Source organism: Nocardioides sp. SYSU D00038 (assembly GCF_016924665.1).
GTDB lineage: Bacteria > Actinomycetota > Actinomycetes > Propionibacteriales > Nocardioidaceae > Nocardioides.
Genome location: NZ_JAFFJT010000005.1, coordinates 14,691 through 30,067, shown reverse-complemented (window position 1 = coordinate 30,067; position 15,377 = coordinate 14,691). Strand labels below are relative to the sequence as shown.

Here is a 15,377-nt window from a genome sequence, read left to right as displayed (position 1 = left end):
TCCTGCTCAGAGGCGCGAGAGGAACCGCTCGGCGTCGACGACCACCCGCGTCACCTCGCCGGTGCCCACCACCTTGCCGTTGCCGCCGACGTGGCGGGCCGCGACCGTGAACCGGTGCAGCCGCCCGTCGACGTACGACGACGACGCGGTCACCTCGACCTCCTGGCCCACCGGGCTCGCGCCGAGGTGCTCCAGCGAGACCCGGGTGCCGACGCTGGTGGCGCCCGCGTCGAGCGCGGGCTCGAGGGCCGCGCAGGTAGCCGCCTCGCACCACGCCAGCAGCCGCGGGGTGCCGAGCACCGGCAGGCTGCCCGAGCCGACGGCGACCGCGGTGTCGGCCTCGGTGACGGTGAACCGCAGGGTGGCCTCGGCGGCGTCCACGCTCACACCCCGAACGTCGCGCGCGGGTAGGCCGCGTCGACGTCGGTGATCACGTTGACCAGGTAGGGCACGCCCGAGGCGAACGCCCGGTCGAGGGCGGGGCCGATCTGTCGGGGGTCGGTGACCCGCTCGCCGGCGCCGCCGAGCGCCTTGACGACGTCCTCGTACGCCGTGGCGGGGGCCAGGTCGGCCGCGACGTCGTAGCCGTAGAGCATCTGCATCGGGCCCTTCTCCAGGCCCCACGCGGAGTTGTTGCCGACCACCATGACCACCGGCAGCCGGTGCCGCACCAGGGTGTCGACGTCCATCAGCGAGAAGCCGGCGGCGCCGTCGCCGAGCAGCAGCACCACCTGGGCGGAGGGCCGGGCCAGTCTGGCGGCGATGGCGGCGCCGAGGCCGGCGCCCAGGCAGCCGTAGGGGCCGGGGTCGAGCCAGCCGCCGGGCCGTGCGGGCTCGACGAACTTGCCGGCGAAGCTGACGAAGTCGCCGCCGTCGCCGATCACCACGGCGTCGTCGGCCAGCCGCGGCACCAGCTCGCCGTAGATCCGGGCCGGGTGGATCGGGTCGGCCTCGGCCGAGAGCAGGGCGGCGTCGCGCTCGGTGGTGGCCCGCACCGTGGCCTGCAGGTCGTCCACCCAGCCGGAGCGGTCGGGGCGGGGCCCCCGCTCAACCTCGGCGAGCAGCGAGTCGAGAACCGTGGTCAGGTCGCCGTGCATCGACGCGGCGAGGCTCGCGTGGGTGGAGACCTGGCCGGGGGAGTCGGCCACGTGCACGACGCGGGCGGGCGTGGCGCCGTCCTTGCCGCCGAAGACGCCGTAGCCGAGCCGGAAGTCGAGCGGCGTGCCGATCACGACCACGAGGTCGGCGCCGTTGAGCGCCTGCCCGCGGGCCTTGGTGACCAGCAGGGGGTGGCGGCCGGGCACGATGCCGCGCCCCATGCCGTTGGTGATCGCCGGGATGCCGGCGGTCTCGACGAAGCGCAGGGCGGCCTCCTCGGCACGGTCGGCCCACACGTCGGTGCCGAGGATCACCACCGGGCGGGCCGACTCGCCGATCAGCCGGGCCACGGCGCCGACCGCCTCGGGGTCGGGGGCGACCCGCTCCGGCGCGGGCGCGGTGGGGGCCGGGCCCGCGGCGGTGTTGAAGAACTCGTCCATCGGCACGTCGACGAAGACCGGCCCGCGGTGGGAGCTGCCGGCGGCGGTGAACGCCTCGTCCATGCCGCCGAGCACGTCGCCCGCGGTCGGCAGGGTGCGGGCCAGCTTGGACACCGAGGCGACGATCGGGGGTTGGTCGAGCTCCTGCAGGCTGCCGGATCCCCAGCGGTTCTGCGGCGCGCGGCCCCCCACGACGACCATCGGGGAGCCGGCGAACTGGGCCTGCGCGATCGCGCTGACGCCGTTGGTGACGCCGGGGCCGGCGGTGAGCACCGCCAGGCCGGGGGTGCGGGTGAGCTTGCCGGTCGCCTCCGCCGCGAACGCCGCGGTCTGCTCGTGGCGCACGTCGAGCAGCCGCATCGGCGGGTCGGCCTTCACGGCGCCGTCGTACATCGGGAAGACGTGGGCGCCGGAGAGGGTGAACATGGTTTCGACGCCGTGCGCGCGGGCCACCGCGACCGCGAGCTTGCCGGCGTGGCCGGTCAGCTCACCCGGGGTCGGGCTCGGAGGGGATTCGCTCATGCCCGGACCCTACCCACGGGTCGCCAGCGGGCGCGGGGCGTCAGCGCGGGTCGACCCGGAGGTAGTGCGGGTTGGCGGCGCGCAGCGCGTCGACGAGCACCAGCAGCAGGTCGGGTCGCACCAGCGGAGGCCGCGGTCCGTGGGCGACCTGGAGGTAGAGGGAGCGCAGGAACGCCTCGGCGTTGCCGCCGACCAGGAACGGGTCGCGGTCGTCGTAGCCGGAGCGGGCGGCCGCGGCCGCAGTGAGCCGGGCGATCCAGGGCTCGATCACCTGGAGCGAGAGCACGTTGCGGCGCAGCACCGTCATCGTGGTCAGCGCCAGCCGGTCGGGCTCGCCGTTGGTGAACAGCCGGTCGACGGGCAGCACGAGCCGGTCGGCGATCACGTCGAGGATCACGGTGAGCTCGGGGGCCGCGACGTGCGGCGACTCCGCCAGCGTGGCCAACGCATCGGCGCCGTGGGCCACCGCGTGGGCCCAGCCCTTGCCGGGCACGAAGCCACGCAGGTCGCGCTCGCGCAGCAGCCAGGTGGCGAGGCGGTCGCCCCACTCGAGGATCTTGCCGGGCGCGACGAGGGGCCGGACGTTGTCGCGGCCGATGCACTCGCCGAGGATCAGCGCGGAGAAGCTGCGGCGGAAGACCGAGTCGGTGTCGCGCTCGCCGAGCCCGACCCCCAGCCCGGCGGCCATCCCGTCGCCGAGGCCCGGCAGCAGGTCGTCGTAGACGCCCCGGTCGACCCAGGTCGCGAGCGTGGGGTAGGCGGTGCCGTCGCGGGTCTCGGGGTCGGCGTCGCCGAGCATCCGGGTGAGCTCGGCGGTGAGGTCGTCGAGCGGCCGGTCGGAGGGAACGGCGAGCCCCGTCGCGTGCACCTGCTTCCAGTACGCCCCCGCCATGGGGCCATCCTGCCAAACCCCGCCCCCGGCGGCGCCGGACCGCCCACCGGCCGCCACCGGGACGAGCCCTAGGCTGGCGCCGTGGCCTCCCTGACCCAGCTGGTGCGCAGCCACACCGACCTCGGGCCCGACGACGTCGCCTGGCTGCAGCTGCTCCAGGCCGACTGGCAGATCATCGCCGACCTCTCCTTCGCCGACCTCGTGCTGTGGCTGCCCGACCGCTCCGGCTCGGGCTTCTGGGCGGGCGGGCAGATGCGGCCCACGACCGGGCCCACGGCGTTCGTCGACGACGTCATCGGCACCTTCGTCGCGACGGGGCGCCGGCCGCTGCTCGACACGGCGTACGCCGAAGGGCGGCTCGTGCGCGAGGGCGACCCGGAGTGGCGCGACGACGTGCCGGTGCGCTCCGAGGCCATCCCGGTGCGCCGCGGCGGCCGGGTGATCGCCGTGGTGGGTCGCAACACCAACCTGCTCGGCGTCCGCACGCCCAGCCGGCTGGAGCTCTCCTACCTCCAGACCGCCGCCGACCTGACCCAGATGATCGCCGGGGGCTGGTTCCCGGCGGCCGGCCAGCGCAGCGACCACGCCGACACCCCGCGGGTGGGCGACGGCTTCCTGCGCGTCGACGAGCAGGGCAAGGTCGTCTACGCCAGCCCCAACGCGCTCTCGGTCTTCCGGCGGTTGGGGCTCTCGGGCGACCTCACCGGCCTGGTGCTGGCCGACCTGGCCCGCCAGCTGGTGGCCCCGCGGCTGCGCCCCGACGAGGAGACGCTGAGCGCGGTGCTCGGCGGTCGCGCGCACCGCGACACCGAGCTCGGCACCGACCAGGTCTCGCTCATCGTGCGCTCGGTGCCGCTGCGGCCCGAGGGCACCCACATCGGCGCGCTGGTGCTGGTGCGCGACGTCACCGAGCTGCGTCGCCGCGACCGCGAGCTGGTGACCAAGGACGCCACGATCCGCGAGATCCACCACCGGGTGAAGAACAACCTGCAGACGGTGGCCGCCCTGCTCCGCCTCCAGGCCCGCCGGATCGGGTCACCGGAGGCCAAGGCCGCGCTCGAGGAGGCGGTGCGCCGGGTGGGGTCGATCGCGATCGTGCACGAGACGCTGAGCCAGGCGGTCGAGGAGAACGTCGAGTTCGACGAGGTCGCCGACCGGCTCGGGGCGATGGTCTCCGAGGTCAGCGCGCTCGCCGGCCGGCTCCGGGTGCTGCGCGAGGGGTCGTTCGGCGTGCTGCCGTCGGAGACCGCCACCGCGCTGGCGATGGTGCTCACCGAGGTGCTCCAGAACGCCGCCGAGCACGGCTACGACCCGCCCGCCGACGACGGGCCCACCGACCTGACCGACCCCGCGGCGGGGCTGCTCGGTCGGATCCTGGTCACGGTGCGCCGCGACGACGGCCGGCTGGTCGTGCAGGTCGACGACGACGGCAGGGGACTGCCGCCCGGCTTCGACCTGGAGCGGTCGACGAACCTGGGGCTGTCGATCGTGGGGACGCTGGTGGAGTCCGAGCTCGGCGGCCGACTGACCCTGGGCCCCACGTCGTCAGGACGCGGGACCCGGGTCGTCGTCGACGTACCGGTGGTGGGGCGGGCGTGAGGGGCGAGCAGGGGGGTCAGGCGGTGCGGACCCGGGCACGGGCGTTGCGCCGCTTGAGTGCGCGTCGCTCGTCCTCGCTCAGGCCTCCCCACACGCCGTGGTCCTGTCCCGCCTCCAGCGCCCACGCGAGGCACTGCTCGCGCACGTCGCAGCGTCGGCACACCTGCTTGGCCTCCTCGATCTGGAGGATGGCCGGACCGGTGTTGCCGATCGGGAAGAACAGCTCCGGGTCCTCGTCGAGGCACGCGGAACGGTGGCGCCAATCCATGGCTGGGGAATCCCTCTTTCCTTCAACGTTCGTGCAGGCAGGAGTCTGCTCAGGCCTGCGGCGCGGCGTGCGGGCACCAACAAGTGAACGCTTTCACACGCGCACCACCAGAGTTTCAGCCCGAGGGGGCGCAATCAACCCCCCACGACGGTTTGATTCATCACAGGTCCGACGATTGGGTGGTCGTCCGTGAGCACCTCGAACCCGTCCGGGCCCGCCGCCGGCCGGACCGCACCCCTGACCCTGCGGGTCGCGGCCGTCCTCGCCGGACTCCAAGGCGCCGTGCTGTGCGGATATTCCGTCCTCGAGATCGCGCACGTCGACGCCGACCGGGTGGGCGTGGGGGTCACGACGGCGCTGTTCTTCCTCGCCGTGGGCGGTGGCCTGCTGGTCGCCGCTACTGGTCTGTACCGGTGCCACTCCTGGGCGCGCAGCCCGGTCGTGGTCGCCCAGCTGATCAGCCTGCTGCTGGCCTGGAGCTTCCGCGGCGGCGACACCACCGCGGTCGCGGCGGCGCTGGCCGTCGCGGGCGTGGTGGTGCTGGGGCTGCTGCTCGCCCCGGCCAGCACCGCCGCCCTGGCCGAGGAGTGAACGCCGGCCGGTGACGGCCGGCCCCCTCAGGCCTCGGCCTGCAGCGAGGTCCGCAGCTCCTCGAGGGTGCGGTTGAGCAGCCGCGAGACGTGCATCTGCGAGACGCCGATCTCCTCGGCGATCTGCGACTGGGTCATGTTCTTGAAGAACCGCAGCAGCAGGATCTTCTTCTCCCGGGGCGCGAGCCGGTCGAGCAGCGGCTTGATCGACTCGCGGATCTCGACGTGCTCGAGGTTCTCGTCGTCGATGCCGATCGCGTCGAGCATGCTGGCGGCGCCGTCGTCGCCGTCGTCGGACGCGTCGAGCGAGAGCGTGGAGTAGGCGTTGCTCGACTCGATGCCCTCGAGCACCTCCTCGACGGTGCACCCGATCCGCTCGGCCAGCTCGCGCGGGGTGGGGGAGCGGCCGAGGCTCTGGGTCAGCTCACCGGTGGCGCTGCTGATCTGCATCCGCAGCTCCTGGAGCCGCCGCGGCACCCGGATCGCCCAGCCCTTGTCGCGGAAGTAGCGCTTGATCTCGCCGAGGATGGTCGGGGTGGCGTAGGTGGAGAACTCCACACCGCGGTCGGAGTCGAAGCGGTCGATGGACTTGATCAGCCCGATCGTGCCGACCTGCACCAGGTCCTCGAACGGCTCGCCGCGGTTGCGGAACCTGCGCGCGCAGTGCTCCACCAGCGGCAGGTGCAGGTGCACCAGCGCGTCGCGCGCGGTGTCGCGCACCGCGGCGTCGCCGGTGTGGAGCTCGACGAACAGCTCCGCGCTGCGGCGCCGGGTCAGCTCGAGACCGGTGAGGACCGGCTCGTCCTCGTCCCCCCGAGAGTTGCTGGTCACGTCAGGCCCCGACGTCCGGATCCGTCGCGACCAGTGTCGAGACCATGGTCAGGGCGATCGTGAACCGGTCGTCGTCCGCGGCGTACGACGTGACGTCGTCGGCGAGGGTGGTGAGGACCTGCCACGCGAAGCTGTCCTGGTCGGGGCGCACCGGGGCGCCCGCGGGCACCGAGACCTCGACCCGCAACCGGCCCGGGAACAGCCCGAACCGGGCCACCAGGTCGCCGCCGGGCGCCGCGGCGGGCAGCACCAGCGCGCACGCCTCGCCCACGGCCATCCGCAGGTCCTCGATGTCGTCGAGGGTGAAGTCGACGCGGGCCGCGAGCCCGACCGCCGTGGTGCGCAGGACCGCGACGTAGACGCTGTCGGCCGGGAGCCGGAGCTCGACGTCGTCGGCGTTCAGGGCGTCGGAGCTGCCTCCAGGGCCGGTCGTCATGCGGTGTTCCTTCGTCCGGGGACTGTGGTGCGACAGTAGCCGGACGGCGCCGGCGCCCGACCACCTACCCGGACCCTCGGGCCGGGCAAACCCCGCCCGCTGCGGCCCCGCGCGTCAGCAGCCGTCGGCCCCGCCGTCGCCTCCGCCGGAGCCGTCGCCGAACCCTCCCAGACCGTTGGCTCCCCGGGGCACCTGGCTGCCCGCGCGAGGCTCCGGGTAGGACGAGGTCAGCGCGTCCATGAACGCCGCCGCGATGCCGACCACGATCAGGCCGCCGAGCACCGCCAGCCCGGCACTGGTCCGACCGGCCGCCCCCAGCACCGCGACGTAGCAGGCGGCCAGGGCGAGCGCCGAGACGCCGCCGAAGATGATCCAGCGTCGGCTGGCTGTCGTCGCGCGCGTGGCTCGCATGGCACCCATGACCTGAGTGTGCCCCAATGTTCGTCAGAGCGCACCGGTCTGGGTGCTGATCGCGATCTTTAGGGGGACCCTCTCAACCATCGCAGGCTGAGTAAGGACAATGTCCTTCACTCATTGCCTAGTTCAGTAGCGACGAAGTGGCGCGTTGCTACGTCGTGCCCGCCGTGCGGGTGGACACGGTCAACGTCCCAGGCCACCCCGAACGGCCTTGGGGGCTTGTCAACCACGGTTCGCCGCCGTTGTTGCACGAACCTCAACGTCTAAGCATCCTGAGAGCGTCCCGTGGGGGAGAATCTCTCTCGGCCCGCCCTTAACCTAGAAAGTGACCGAGATGCCGGTTTCCGACTACATGATCAGGTCCTTCCGGTTGACCGATGCGCCTTCGCGGGGACCAATCCTTCAGGCTGTGAAGACCGCTGGCTTCACCGTGGAACGGATTGAAGAGGACTTGGAGCACCCAGACAAGTGGGGTTTGGTGCTGAAGCCAAGTCGGCAAGTCGCCGATCTGTTCAGACTTGACCGAGAAGTGCTTCTATGGTGCACCAACTACCCTCGATTTCAGGCGAGGGACATCGAGGACATCAGAAGAGTTATCGACCGGCTCGGCGTACGCTTAACCCGCAGTTTCGTGATCCTGGTTTCCAAGTATGATCCGGCAACTCGAAACGCACTCGAAGCTGAGTCGGCTTTGGACACAACCATCGCCCATTTTTCGATGGCTGACTTGAAGCAACCCCGACGAGAGAGCGGTGAACCCACGCTTGTTCGGCTCTTGCTCGATCGCCTTTACACCCGCGACTTGTACGACCTTCCTGTAGCCACAACGCGAGGGGCAGATTTCTTCGGGCGGAGACGCGTCGTTGATGCAATCACCGACGAACTGATTACCGGGGAGGCCCAAGTTGGAATTTTTGGGCTTCGGAAGGTGGGTAAGACCAGCCTTGCCAATCGTGTGATCGACACAGTCAACCAGAGCGGCCGGTGCATAGTTGCGCGCCTCGACCTCCAGTGGACGACGTCTATCGATCCTCAGCCGGAGTACACGCTGTGGGCGCTAGGTGAGGCGATCCACGCCTCTGGACGTATTGCCCGGAATGTTAAGGGTTTGAAGATGTTCGGCCGCTACTCGATGGCGAGCGAGGCGCGGGGGGAGGTCGCAATCTGGGAGACTTTCGCCCACGATCTATCCCTCGTGCTGAAGAGTACCAATCGTCGTCTCGTCATCGCGTTGGATGAGATTGAGCGACTTGTGGAGATCGGCGAAACCGGGGGTTACGTCCGGCTGGGCCGTCTCCTGCGGGGGTTCGACCAGCAGCACCCTGGCCGTCTCCGATTGCTCATCTCTGGTACCAGCCCGGAATGTGCCGAAGCGGCGATTCTGTTCGGCGTCGACAATCCCTTCTATCGCTACCTTTCTGTGCGGTACCTTGGTCCGCTCGACGGGCCAGATCCCGAGAACCTGCTGAAACAACTTGGCCAGCCGATTGGCCTCGAGTGGACCGAAGACGCAGTCGAGTACGCGGTCAACCAGACGGGCGGTCACCCCGCTCTTCTCCGCACGCTCGGGAGTCACGTCCATCGGAACATGTCGCCGCGATCCGGACCGGTCGCCGTGGACCAACCGACCGCTGCAGCGGCGGCAGAAAGCATTTTGACTTCAGATACTGCGGTATTGGCGCAGGTGACCGCTTCGCTCAGCGATCAGTACGAAGACGAGTTTGTGATGCTTGAGATGCTCGCCTGTGGCAAAGTATTCAACTTCAGGCAATTGGCATCGACGTACTCAGACGAGCTTTCGCACCTAATCGGTTACGGCCTCTTGCCAGACGGAGCGAATAGTGAACGCCTAAGCATGGGCATGCTTCAATCCTACATCCAGCAACTATCAGAGGGCGGTGGCACGACGCCTGGAGACGGACGCTCACTGCAGGTTGATGCCTATGTTGACAAGCGCCGAATCGTGGCGCAACTCAAATCAGGCGGGTTCGCGGACGTCTATATGGCGATAGACCCTGATGGCCAGCGAACGGCAATCAAAGCCTTCCGATCTGCGCGACTCAGTGCCCTTGAACGCGAAGTCGAACACTTGCAGGCACTCGAACACCCCAGCATCGTGCGCTTTATCGAAGCCACGCAGACTCCGGAGGGTACTCCATGCCTTGTCATGGAGTTCCTGGAAGGCCGCACCCTTGCTGAAATGTGCAATCAGACGTCGGCGCCTAGTCGCTCTGCACTGCTAGCGATGGCGGAACAGTTGCTAGATGCTTGCGCGTACATGCACCCCGACCCGCGACGCGCCAGCCTCCTTGCAGCCAAGAACGATCTCACGTCTGGCGAGTTCGAAGAGTGGGAGCGCCACCGCTACGGCGTAGTGCATCGAGACATCAAACCCGAGAATATCTTGATCACCAAGGATAGGGCGGTGCTCATAGACTTCAATATCGCAGTTCGCGCAGCCGACCCAGTAAAAACGTTGAGCGCGACTCCGGGCTATCTTCCTCCGGGTTTTAATGGAGTGTCTTGGACCCCGGACGTGGACCTTTTTCAATTGGGCGTCACACTCGCTCAAGCGGGGGCTGGCGCTCGTTACGATGAGGACAACCTGGCCGATCTCCTGGAACTAGTTGAGACGCGTCATGACCGGGAGGTGGCGCAGTTCATCCGACTGCTGACCTTGGTATCCCCGGGGGTGTCGACCAAGTCGTTCCACGCACGAGTCATTCGTCTGCTCGGGCGCTGAGGAACCGCAGTCGCTACGAACGAATCGCGTGCCGGTGCCTGAGAACAAGTAGTTCGATCGTCGGCGGAGGTCACGAGCTGTACTTGGACGGTGATTCTCGGCGAACTGCCGCGACACTCGTCGATATGGGCGTGCGCCGCTTGCGCGACAATGGCCGGCGTGCATGAGCGACTGCCGGACCGACTCGAGTCCGCGGACGGGCGATCCGGGTGGTTCGCGTATGAACCGGGTGAAGCCCCGAGGGGCGACCGTGAGGCGGGTGACTCCTGGCAGCTGCCACCGCCCGGTTCGAAGATCCGGTTCATGGGCGACTACGGGGCCGACGTGCCGTTGTGGCACAACGGACTCATGTTCACCGGGCCCGATGAGCTCGTGGAGCATCTCGGGGTGTCGCGCGGCCTGGCCGAGGACCTGACCGCGTGGGGTCGTGTCTGGGAGGAGCGGGACGGGCAGCCCAGCTACGGCGCGGAGGCGCAGCGGCTTGTGCAGCGTCTCGCGACGGAGCTGGAGCACCTGGGGTATCGCTTCGTCTACGTCCCCTGACTCGATCAACCTCGCCGACATCCGAGCCGGTGGCGATCACAGGACGTGGGCGCTGTGCGGCCACAGCCGCCGCAGGTCGACGCCGAACCTGGAGGCGACGAACTCGTAGACGTCGCGGTAGTGCTCGGCGACGACGCGGATCGTGTCCGGGGAGAGGGTGGTCCGCGGCACGGTGGTCTCGTTCGCCCGGTGGTCGAGGTCCGGATCGTGGAAGGCGATGCCGAGGAAGGCGCAGAGCCGGTGCAGCTCGGCGCGGTCGAAGAGCGTCTCGTAGAAGGCGAACGCGAGGTCCTCGGGAGGGAACGACGCCTCGAGCCGCTCGACGATTGCGTCGTACCGGGTGCGGGTGTCGAAGCTCTCCTCGGCGTAGACGCGGAGGAGGGTCGCCTCGGGCGGCTCCCCGAACCGGTGCGGGGTGCGGCCGTGCTGCATGCGCACCTGGGACCAGACGCGCTCGACCGGGTCACGCATCAGCAGCACGGCGACCGTGCGGATGCCGCGGCGCGCGAAGCCGGCCCGGATCATGGTGAGGCGCTCGACCGAGAGCAGCCCGTTCTCCGGGGTCATGTCGGCGGTCAGGGTCGTCTCGGGGCGACGCGCCAGGAGGGTGGCGAAGAAGTCGAAGTAGTGCGAGGGGTCGGCGTACATCGTCATGCGGTGCAGCACGTCGGCATCGGCCGGCTCGCCCCGGCGAGCCGAGTCGACGGCATCGGCGGCCAGGTCGAGGATGCGCCCCCGCATGTAGGTCTGCTGGGGCAGGTCGAGGGTGTCGAAGACGTGGTACTCCTTGCGGTAGCCGGCGGCGAACTGCGGCGACCCCTTCAGGTAGTGGTAGAGCCAGGTCGTCCCCGCCTTCTGGGCACCGGCCCCCAGCAGGAAGGTCGGCGCCGCGGGCGGTTCGGGGCGCCTACCTCGCCGGAGCATCGCCGCGTCCTCGACCGGTGAGACGGGTCGTCCCGGAGACCTGCATGCCCGGTCCGATGCACGGTCACGGGGTTTGGTTCGCGGGGTGCCCGTCGACCGACGAACGGCAGACGCAATGACGCCCCCGTCCGCGGGTGCGGACGGGGGCGTCGGGTGACTCCGAAGGCCTCAGGCCTTCTTGGTCTCCCAGAAGATCTCGGCGATCTCGTCGATCTTGGCGAGCAGCTGGTCGGCGACCTCGGCGTCCAGGGTGCCCTTGGTGCCGGAGGCGCCCGCGAGCTTGGTGGCCTCGTTGACCAGCGAGTGCAGCTGGGGGTACTTCTCGAAGTGCGGGGGCTTGAAGTAGTCGGTCCACAGCACCCAGAGGTGGTGCTTGACCAGCTCGGAGCGCTGCTCCTTGATGAGCACCGCGCGGGTGCGGAAGTCCGGGTCGTCGTTGTCGGCGACCTTGGCGATGATGGCCTTGATGGACTCGGCCTCGATGCGGGCCTGCGCGGGGTCGTAGACGCCGCAGGGCAGGTCGCAGTGGGCCGAGACGTCGAGCGTGGGTGCGAACAGTCGCGCGAACATGCGGGTCCTCTCGTCTTCGGGGTGCTGCCGGTTGCGACACTACTCCGCGTGTCGACCGGCAAGAACGCGGTACCCGCTGGCGGACGGCCCACGCCTGCGCGGGGCCGCCGCTGGGGGCTGGCGCGCGTGCACGGCGACTCGATGCGGCCCACTCTGCGCCCCGGCGACCGGCTCCTCGTCGACCACCACCGCGGCCCGCGGGAGGGCGACGTGGTGGTGGCCCGGCTGGCCGACGGGACGGTGGCGGTGAAGCGCGCCGCGGAGCGTCGTACGACGGCCGCCGGCGACCCGGGCTGGTGGCTGCTCAGCGACGACCCGGCCGTCGGCGTCGACTCCCGCCACCGCGGCCCGGTGCGCGAGGGCGACGTGCTGGCGGTGGTGCGCTGGCGGCTCTGGCCGCCGCCGCTGCGACACCGCCTGTGACCCATGCCATGCCCCGGAACCGGGTCGGAGGAGGGGCTCGCTGTGCGAGACTGCCAGCAGGGGAGACCCCCCGGATCGTGCCGGTCCCGCGAGCCACCGCTCGCGGCGCGTGCCGCACCCGACCGTCTCTTCCTGCCCCGAAGGTTCTTGAGCTGATGGCTGACGCACAGCACCCCCACTCCGGCGACCCGGTCTTCGACCTCCACGTCGGAGGCAAGATGTCGATCGGGTCCACAGTGGCCCTGGGCGACCGCGACGACCTGTCGATGGCCTACACCCCCGGCGTGGCCCGGGTCTGCGAGGCGATCGCCGCCGACCCGAGCCTGACCCGCCACTACACGTGGGTGCCCAACACGGTCGCGATCGTCACCGACGGCACCGCCGTGCTGGGCCTGGGCGACATCGGCCCGGCCGCCGCGATGCCGGTGATGGAGGGCAAGGCCGTGCTCTTCAAGCAGTTCGGGGGCGTCGACGGCGTCCCGATCTGCCTCGACACCACCGACGTCGACGAGATCATCGAGACCGTGGTGCGGATGGCGCCCAGCTTCGGCGGCATCAACCTCGAGGACATCTCGGCTCCGCGCTGCTTCGAGATCGAGGACCGGCTCAAGGAGCGGCTCGACGTCCCGGTCTTCCACGACGACCAGCACGGCACCGCGGTGGTCGCGCTCGCCGCGCTGACCAACGCGCTCAAGCTCACCGGCCGCAACCCCGAGTCGACCCGCGTGGTGATCTCCGGGGCGGGCGCGGCCGGCGTCGCGGTGGCCAAGATCCTGCTCGAGGCCGGCATCAAGGACCTCGCGGTCACCGACCGCAAGGGCGTGCTGCACGCCGGTCGGGACGACCTGACCCCGGTCAAGCGCGCGCTGGCCGCGATGACCGCCGACCAGACCGGTCGCACCGGGTCGCTCGGCGACGTGCTCGAGGGCGCCGACGTCTACATCGGCGTCTCCGGCGGCACGGTCGCCGAGGAGGACGTCGCCCGGATGGCGCCCGACGCGATCATCTTCGGCCTGGCCAACCCGACGCCCGAGGTGCACCCCGAGGTGGCCCACCGGCACGCGCGGGTGGTCGCGACCGGGCGCTCCGACTACCCCAACCAGATCAACAACGTGCTGGCCTTCCCGGGCATCTTCCGCGGCGCGATCGACGTCCACGCCACCGCGATCACCGAGGGCATGAAGCTGGCCGCCGCCACCGCGCTCGCCGACCTGGTCGGCGACGCGCTGGCCGAGGACATGGTGATCCCGTCGCCGTTCGACCCTCGGGTGGGGCCGGCGGTCGCGGCGGCGGTGGCCCTGGCCGCGCGGGAGGACGGCGTCGCCCGGGTCTGAGGTGACCTCGGTCATGCCGCGGGCTCGGCGGCGTCGCTAGCGTGGGCTCCATGTTCGCCGTCTACGCCGAGTCCTTCTCCACCGACGACCCGCTCTCCGGCCTGCGCGTCGACGAGCGGCCGGACCCGCAGGCGCCCGACGGCTGGACGACGGTGACCGTGCGCGCCGCCTCGCTCAACCACCACGACCTGTGGTCGCTGCGCGGCGTGGGGCTCAAGCAGGAGCAGCTGCCGATGATCCTCGGCTGCGACGCCGCCGGCACCGACGAGGACGGCAACGAGGTGGTCGTGCACGCGGTGATCAGTGACCCCTCCTGGCGCGGCGACGAGACGCTCGACCCGCGCCGCTCGCTGCTCTCCGAGCGTCACCAGGGCACCTTCGCCGACAAGGTCGTCGTGCCGCGCGCGAACGTCGTGCCCAAGCCGGCGTCGCTGTCGTTCGAGGAGGCCGCGTGCCTGCCGACCGCCTGGCTCACGGCGTACCGGATGCTCTTCACCCGGGGCGACCTCAAGGCCGGCGACACCGTGCTGGTGCAGGGCGCCGGTGGCGGGGTGGCGACCGCGCTGATCACGCTGGCCCGGGCGGCCGGCCTGCGGGTGCTGGCCACCAGCCGCGACGAGGCGAAGCGGGCCCGGGCGCTCGAGATCGGCGCCCACGAGGTGTTCGAGTCGGGGGCGCGGCTGCCGGTCAAGGTCGACGCGGTGATGGAGACCGTGGGCCGGGCCACCTGGTCGCACTCGGTGCGAGCGCTGCGGCCGGGCGGCCGGATCGTCATCTCCGGCGCCACCTCCGGCCCCCAGCTCGACGACGCCGAGCTGACCCGGATCTTCTTCCTCCAGCTCAGCGTCATCGGGTCCACGATGGGCACCCGCACCGAGCTGGCCTCGCTGGTCGCCATGCTCGACGCCACCGGCACCCGGCCGCTGGTCGACCGGGTGCTGCCGATGACCGAGGCCCGCGAGGGCTTCGCCGCGATGGCCGAGGGCGACGTCTTCGGCAAGATCGTGCTGACCCGCTGATGGCCACCCACCTCCTCACGGGGGCCGGTTCGGGCATCGGCGCCGCGCTGGCCGCCCGCCTCCACGCCCGGGGCGACGAGCTGGTGCTCGTCGCGCGGTCGCCCGAGCGGGCCACCGACCTGTCCGCGACGTACGACGGCGCGCGGGTGCTCGTCGCCGACCTGGCCGATCCCCCCTCGCTCGAGACGCTCCAGCTGCCGCCCGTGCTCGACTCGGTGGTCCACTGCGCGGGCGTGGTCGAGCTGGGGCCGGTCGCCGAGCTCAGCACCGCCGCGTGGACCGAGCAGGCGCTGGTCAACCTGGTCGCGCCCGCCGCGCTCACCCGGCTTGCCCTGCCCGCGCTCCGGGCCGCCCGGGGCACGGTGGTGCTGGTCAACTCCGGCGCCGGCCTGTTCGCCCACCCGCAGTGGGCGGCGTACGCCGCCTCCAAGCACGGCCTGCGCGCGCTGGCCGACTCGCTGCGCGCCGAGGAGCAGTCCGCCGGCGTGCGGGTCACGTCGGTGTTCCCGGGTCGCACCGCCACCCCGATGCAGGAGCAGGTGCACGCCCAGGAGGGCAAGGACTACGACGCCGCGGCGTGGGTGCGGGCCGAGACCGTGGTCGACGCGATCGTGCACGTGCTCGACCTGCCCGGCGACGCCACGATCACCGACCTGACGGTCAAGCCGCGCTGACCTCGCCTGCTCGGCGCCCGCGGGTGGCGGTGGGTGAGCCTCCGTTTTCACCTC

General features: G+C 70.9%; 17 protein-coding genes. 8 read left to right on the top strand and 9 right to left on the bottom strand.

All coding sequences use genetic code 11. The annotated features are described in order from the left end of the window. Positions 1 to 6: 6 nt before the first annotated feature. Genes JT721_RS01060 through JT721_RS01050 form a run of 3 tightly spaced genes read right to left on the bottom strand, consistent with a single transcriptional unit; the run spans position 7 to position 2,952 of the window. Positions 7 to 387, bottom strand: a complete 381-nt coding sequence (locus JT721_RS01060; protein ID WP_307827781.1) for a hotdog domain-containing protein — start codon at positions 385 to 387, stop codon at positions 7 to 9. After that, on the bottom strand, positions 384 to 2,060 hold the full coding sequence (locus tag JT721_RS01055) for an acetolactate synthase (RefSeq protein WP_205471038.1): 1,677 nt from the start codon (positions 2,058 to 2,060) through the stop codon (positions 384 to 386). The genes JT721_RS01060 and JT721_RS01055 overlap by 4 nt, the downstream gene beginning before the upstream one ends. Before the next feature lie 40 nt (positions 2,061 to 2,100). Further along, entirely contained in the window at positions 2,101 to 2,952 is an 852-nt protein-coding gene (locus JT721_RS01050; RefSeq protein ID WP_205471037.1) for a DUF2785 domain-containing protein, read from the bottom strand. Between the two features lie 81 nt (positions 2,953 to 3,033). Between JT721_RS01050 and JT721_RS01045 the strand changes: the two genes are divergently transcribed. Then, a complete protein-coding gene (locus JT721_RS01045; RefSeq protein ID WP_205471036.1) occupies positions 3,034 to 4,551 on the top strand; it encodes a sensor histidine kinase in 1,518 nt (505 codons plus the stop codon). Between the two features lie 16 nt (positions 4,552 to 4,567). Here the strand turns inward: JT721_RS01045 and JT721_RS01040 are convergent, their stop codons facing one another. Further along, positions 4,568 to 4,819, bottom strand: coding sequence for a WhiB family transcriptional regulator (locus JT721_RS01040; RefSeq protein WP_027863177.1), 252 nt, complete (start codon positions 4,817 to 4,819; stop codon positions 4,568 to 4,570). Positions 4,820 to 5,008: 189 nt separating this feature from the next. Between JT721_RS01040 and JT721_RS01035 the strand changes: the two genes are divergently transcribed. Continuing rightward, positions 5,009 to 5,410 (top strand): hypothetical protein, encoded by a 402-nt coding sequence (locus tag JT721_RS01035; RefSeq protein WP_205471035.1) that lies wholly within the window; start codon positions 5,009 to 5,011, stop codon positions 5,408 to 5,410. Positions 5,411 to 5,436: 26 nt separating this feature from the next. Here JT721_RS01035 and JT721_RS01030 read toward each other — a convergent pair whose 3' ends face one another. The 3 genes from JT721_RS01030 to JT721_RS01020 all read right to left on the bottom strand — a co-directional run bounded on the left by JT721_RS01030 (position 5,437) and on the right by JT721_RS01020 (position 7,096). Next, on the bottom strand, positions 5,437 to 6,240 hold the full coding sequence (locus JT721_RS01030; protein WP_205471034.1) for an RNA polymerase sigma factor SigF: 804 nt from the start codon (positions 6,238 to 6,240) through the stop codon (positions 5,437 to 5,439). 1 nt (position 6,241) lies between these two features. Then, positions 6,242 to 6,676, bottom strand: coding sequence for an anti-sigma factor (locus tag JT721_RS01025; protein ID WP_205471033.1), 435 nt, complete (start codon positions 6,674 to 6,676; stop codon positions 6,242 to 6,244). Between the two features lie 114 nt (positions 6,677 to 6,790). Then, the gene (locus JT721_RS01020; RefSeq protein WP_205471032.1) at positions 6,791 to 7,096 is read right to left on the bottom strand and encodes a hypothetical protein; all 306 of its coding nucleotides are present in this window, start codon (positions 7,094 to 7,096) and stop codon (positions 6,791 to 6,793) included. Positions 7,097 to 7,427: 331 nt separating this feature from the next. On the opposite strand from JT721_RS01020, the gene JT721_RS01015 reads away from it, so the two are divergent. Next, the gene (locus tag JT721_RS01015) at positions 7,428 to 9,836 is read left to right on the top strand and encodes a serine/threonine-protein kinase (RefSeq protein ID WP_240339916.1); all 2,409 of its coding nucleotides are present in this window, start codon (positions 7,428 to 7,430) and stop codon (positions 9,834 to 9,836) included. A 303-nt stretch (positions 9,837 to 10,139) separates the two neighbouring features. Beyond that, on the top strand, positions 10,140 to 10,379 hold the full coding sequence (locus JT721_RS01010) for a hypothetical protein (RefSeq protein ID WP_205471030.1): 240 nt from the start codon (positions 10,140 to 10,142) through the stop codon (positions 10,377 to 10,379). A 36-nt stretch (positions 10,380 to 10,415) separates the two neighbouring features. Here JT721_RS01010 and JT721_RS01005 read toward each other — a convergent pair whose 3' ends face one another. Together JT721_RS01005 and sodN are read right to left on the bottom strand one after the other, a co-directional pair. Next, entirely contained in the window at positions 10,416 to 11,303 is an 888-nt protein-coding gene (locus JT721_RS01005; protein ID WP_205471029.1) for a sulfotransferase, read from the bottom strand. A 168-nt stretch (positions 11,304 to 11,471) separates the two neighbouring features. Beyond that, positions 11,472 to 11,873, bottom strand: coding sequence for a superoxide dismutase, Ni (gene sodN, locus JT721_RS01000; protein ID WP_205471028.1), 402 nt, complete (start codon positions 11,871 to 11,873; stop codon positions 11,472 to 11,474). 48 nt (positions 11,874 to 11,921) lie between these two features. Here sodN and JT721_RS00995 point away from each other — a divergent pair, with 48 nt between their 5' ends. From JT721_RS00995 to JT721_RS00980, 4 genes are all read left to right on the top strand, one after another. Then, positions 11,922 to 12,296 (top strand): S24/S26 family peptidase, encoded by a 375-nt coding sequence (locus JT721_RS00995; RefSeq protein WP_307827774.1) that lies wholly within the window; start codon positions 11,922 to 11,924, stop codon positions 12,294 to 12,296. Between the two features lie 155 nt (positions 12,297 to 12,451). Then, positions 12,452 to 13,630, top strand: coding sequence for an NADP-dependent malic enzyme (locus tag JT721_RS00990; RefSeq protein ID WP_205471027.1), 1,179 nt, complete (start codon positions 12,452 to 12,454; stop codon positions 13,628 to 13,630). Between the two features lie 50 nt (positions 13,631 to 13,680). Then, complete coding sequence (locus tag JT721_RS00985; RefSeq protein WP_205471026.1) at positions 13,681 to 14,649, top strand: zinc-binding dehydrogenase; 969 nt, start codon at positions 13,681 to 13,683, stop codon at positions 14,647 to 14,649. Beyond that, positions 14,649 to 15,323, top strand: coding sequence for an SDR family oxidoreductase (locus tag JT721_RS00980; RefSeq protein WP_205471025.1), 675 nt, complete (start codon positions 14,649 to 14,651; stop codon positions 15,321 to 15,323). The genes JT721_RS00985 and JT721_RS00980 overlap by 1 nt, the downstream gene beginning before the upstream one ends. Positions 15,324 to 15,377 lie beyond the last annotated feature (54 nt).

Excerpts from the sequence above, each read along its gene's own strand:
- JT721_RS01055 (WP_205471038.1), bottom strand. The coding sequence starts at position 2,060 with ATGAGCGAATCCCCTCCGAGCCCGACCCCGGGTGAGCTGACCGGCCAC.
- JT721_RS01050 (WP_205471037.1), bottom strand. The coding sequence starts at position 2,952 with ATGGCGGGGGCGTACTGGAAGCAGGTGCACGCGACGGGGCTCGCCGTT.
- JT721_RS01040 (WP_027863177.1), bottom strand. The coding sequence starts at position 4,819 with ATGGATTGGCGCCACCGTTCCGCGTGCCTCGACGAGGACCCGGAGCTG.
- JT721_RS01025 (WP_205471033.1), bottom strand. The coding sequence starts at position 6,676 with ATGACGACCGGCCCTGGAGGCAGCTCCGACGCCCTGAACGCCGACGAC.
- JT721_RS01020 (WP_205471032.1), bottom strand. The coding sequence starts at position 7,096 with ATGGGTGCCATGCGAGCCACGCGCGCGACGACAGCCAGCCGACGCTGG.
- JT721_RS01015 (WP_240339916.1), top strand. The coding sequence starts at position 7,428 with ATGCCGGTTTCCGACTACATGATCAGGTCCTTCCGGTTGACCGATGCG.
- JT721_RS01010 (WP_205471030.1), top strand. The coding sequence starts at position 10,140 with ATGGGCGACTACGGGGCCGACGTGCCGTTGTGGCACAACGGACTCATG.
- JT721_RS01005 (WP_205471029.1), bottom strand. The coding sequence starts at position 11,303 with ATGCTCCGGCGAGGTAGGCGCCCCGAACCGCCCGCGGCGCCGACCTTC.
- sodN (WP_205471028.1), bottom strand. The coding sequence starts at position 11,873 with ATGTTCGCGCGACTGTTCGCACCCACGCTCGACGTCTCGGCCCACTGC.
- JT721_RS00990 (WP_205471027.1), top strand. The coding sequence starts at position 12,452 with ATGGCTGACGCACAGCACCCCCACTCCGGCGACCCGGTCTTCGACCTC.
- JT721_RS00985 (WP_205471026.1), top strand. The coding sequence starts at position 13,681 with ATGTTCGCCGTCTACGCCGAGTCCTTCTCCACCGACGACCCGCTCTCC.
- JT721_RS00980 (WP_205471025.1), top strand. The coding sequence starts at position 14,649 with ATGGCCACCCACCTCCTCACGGGGGCCGGTTCGGGCATCGGCGCCGCG.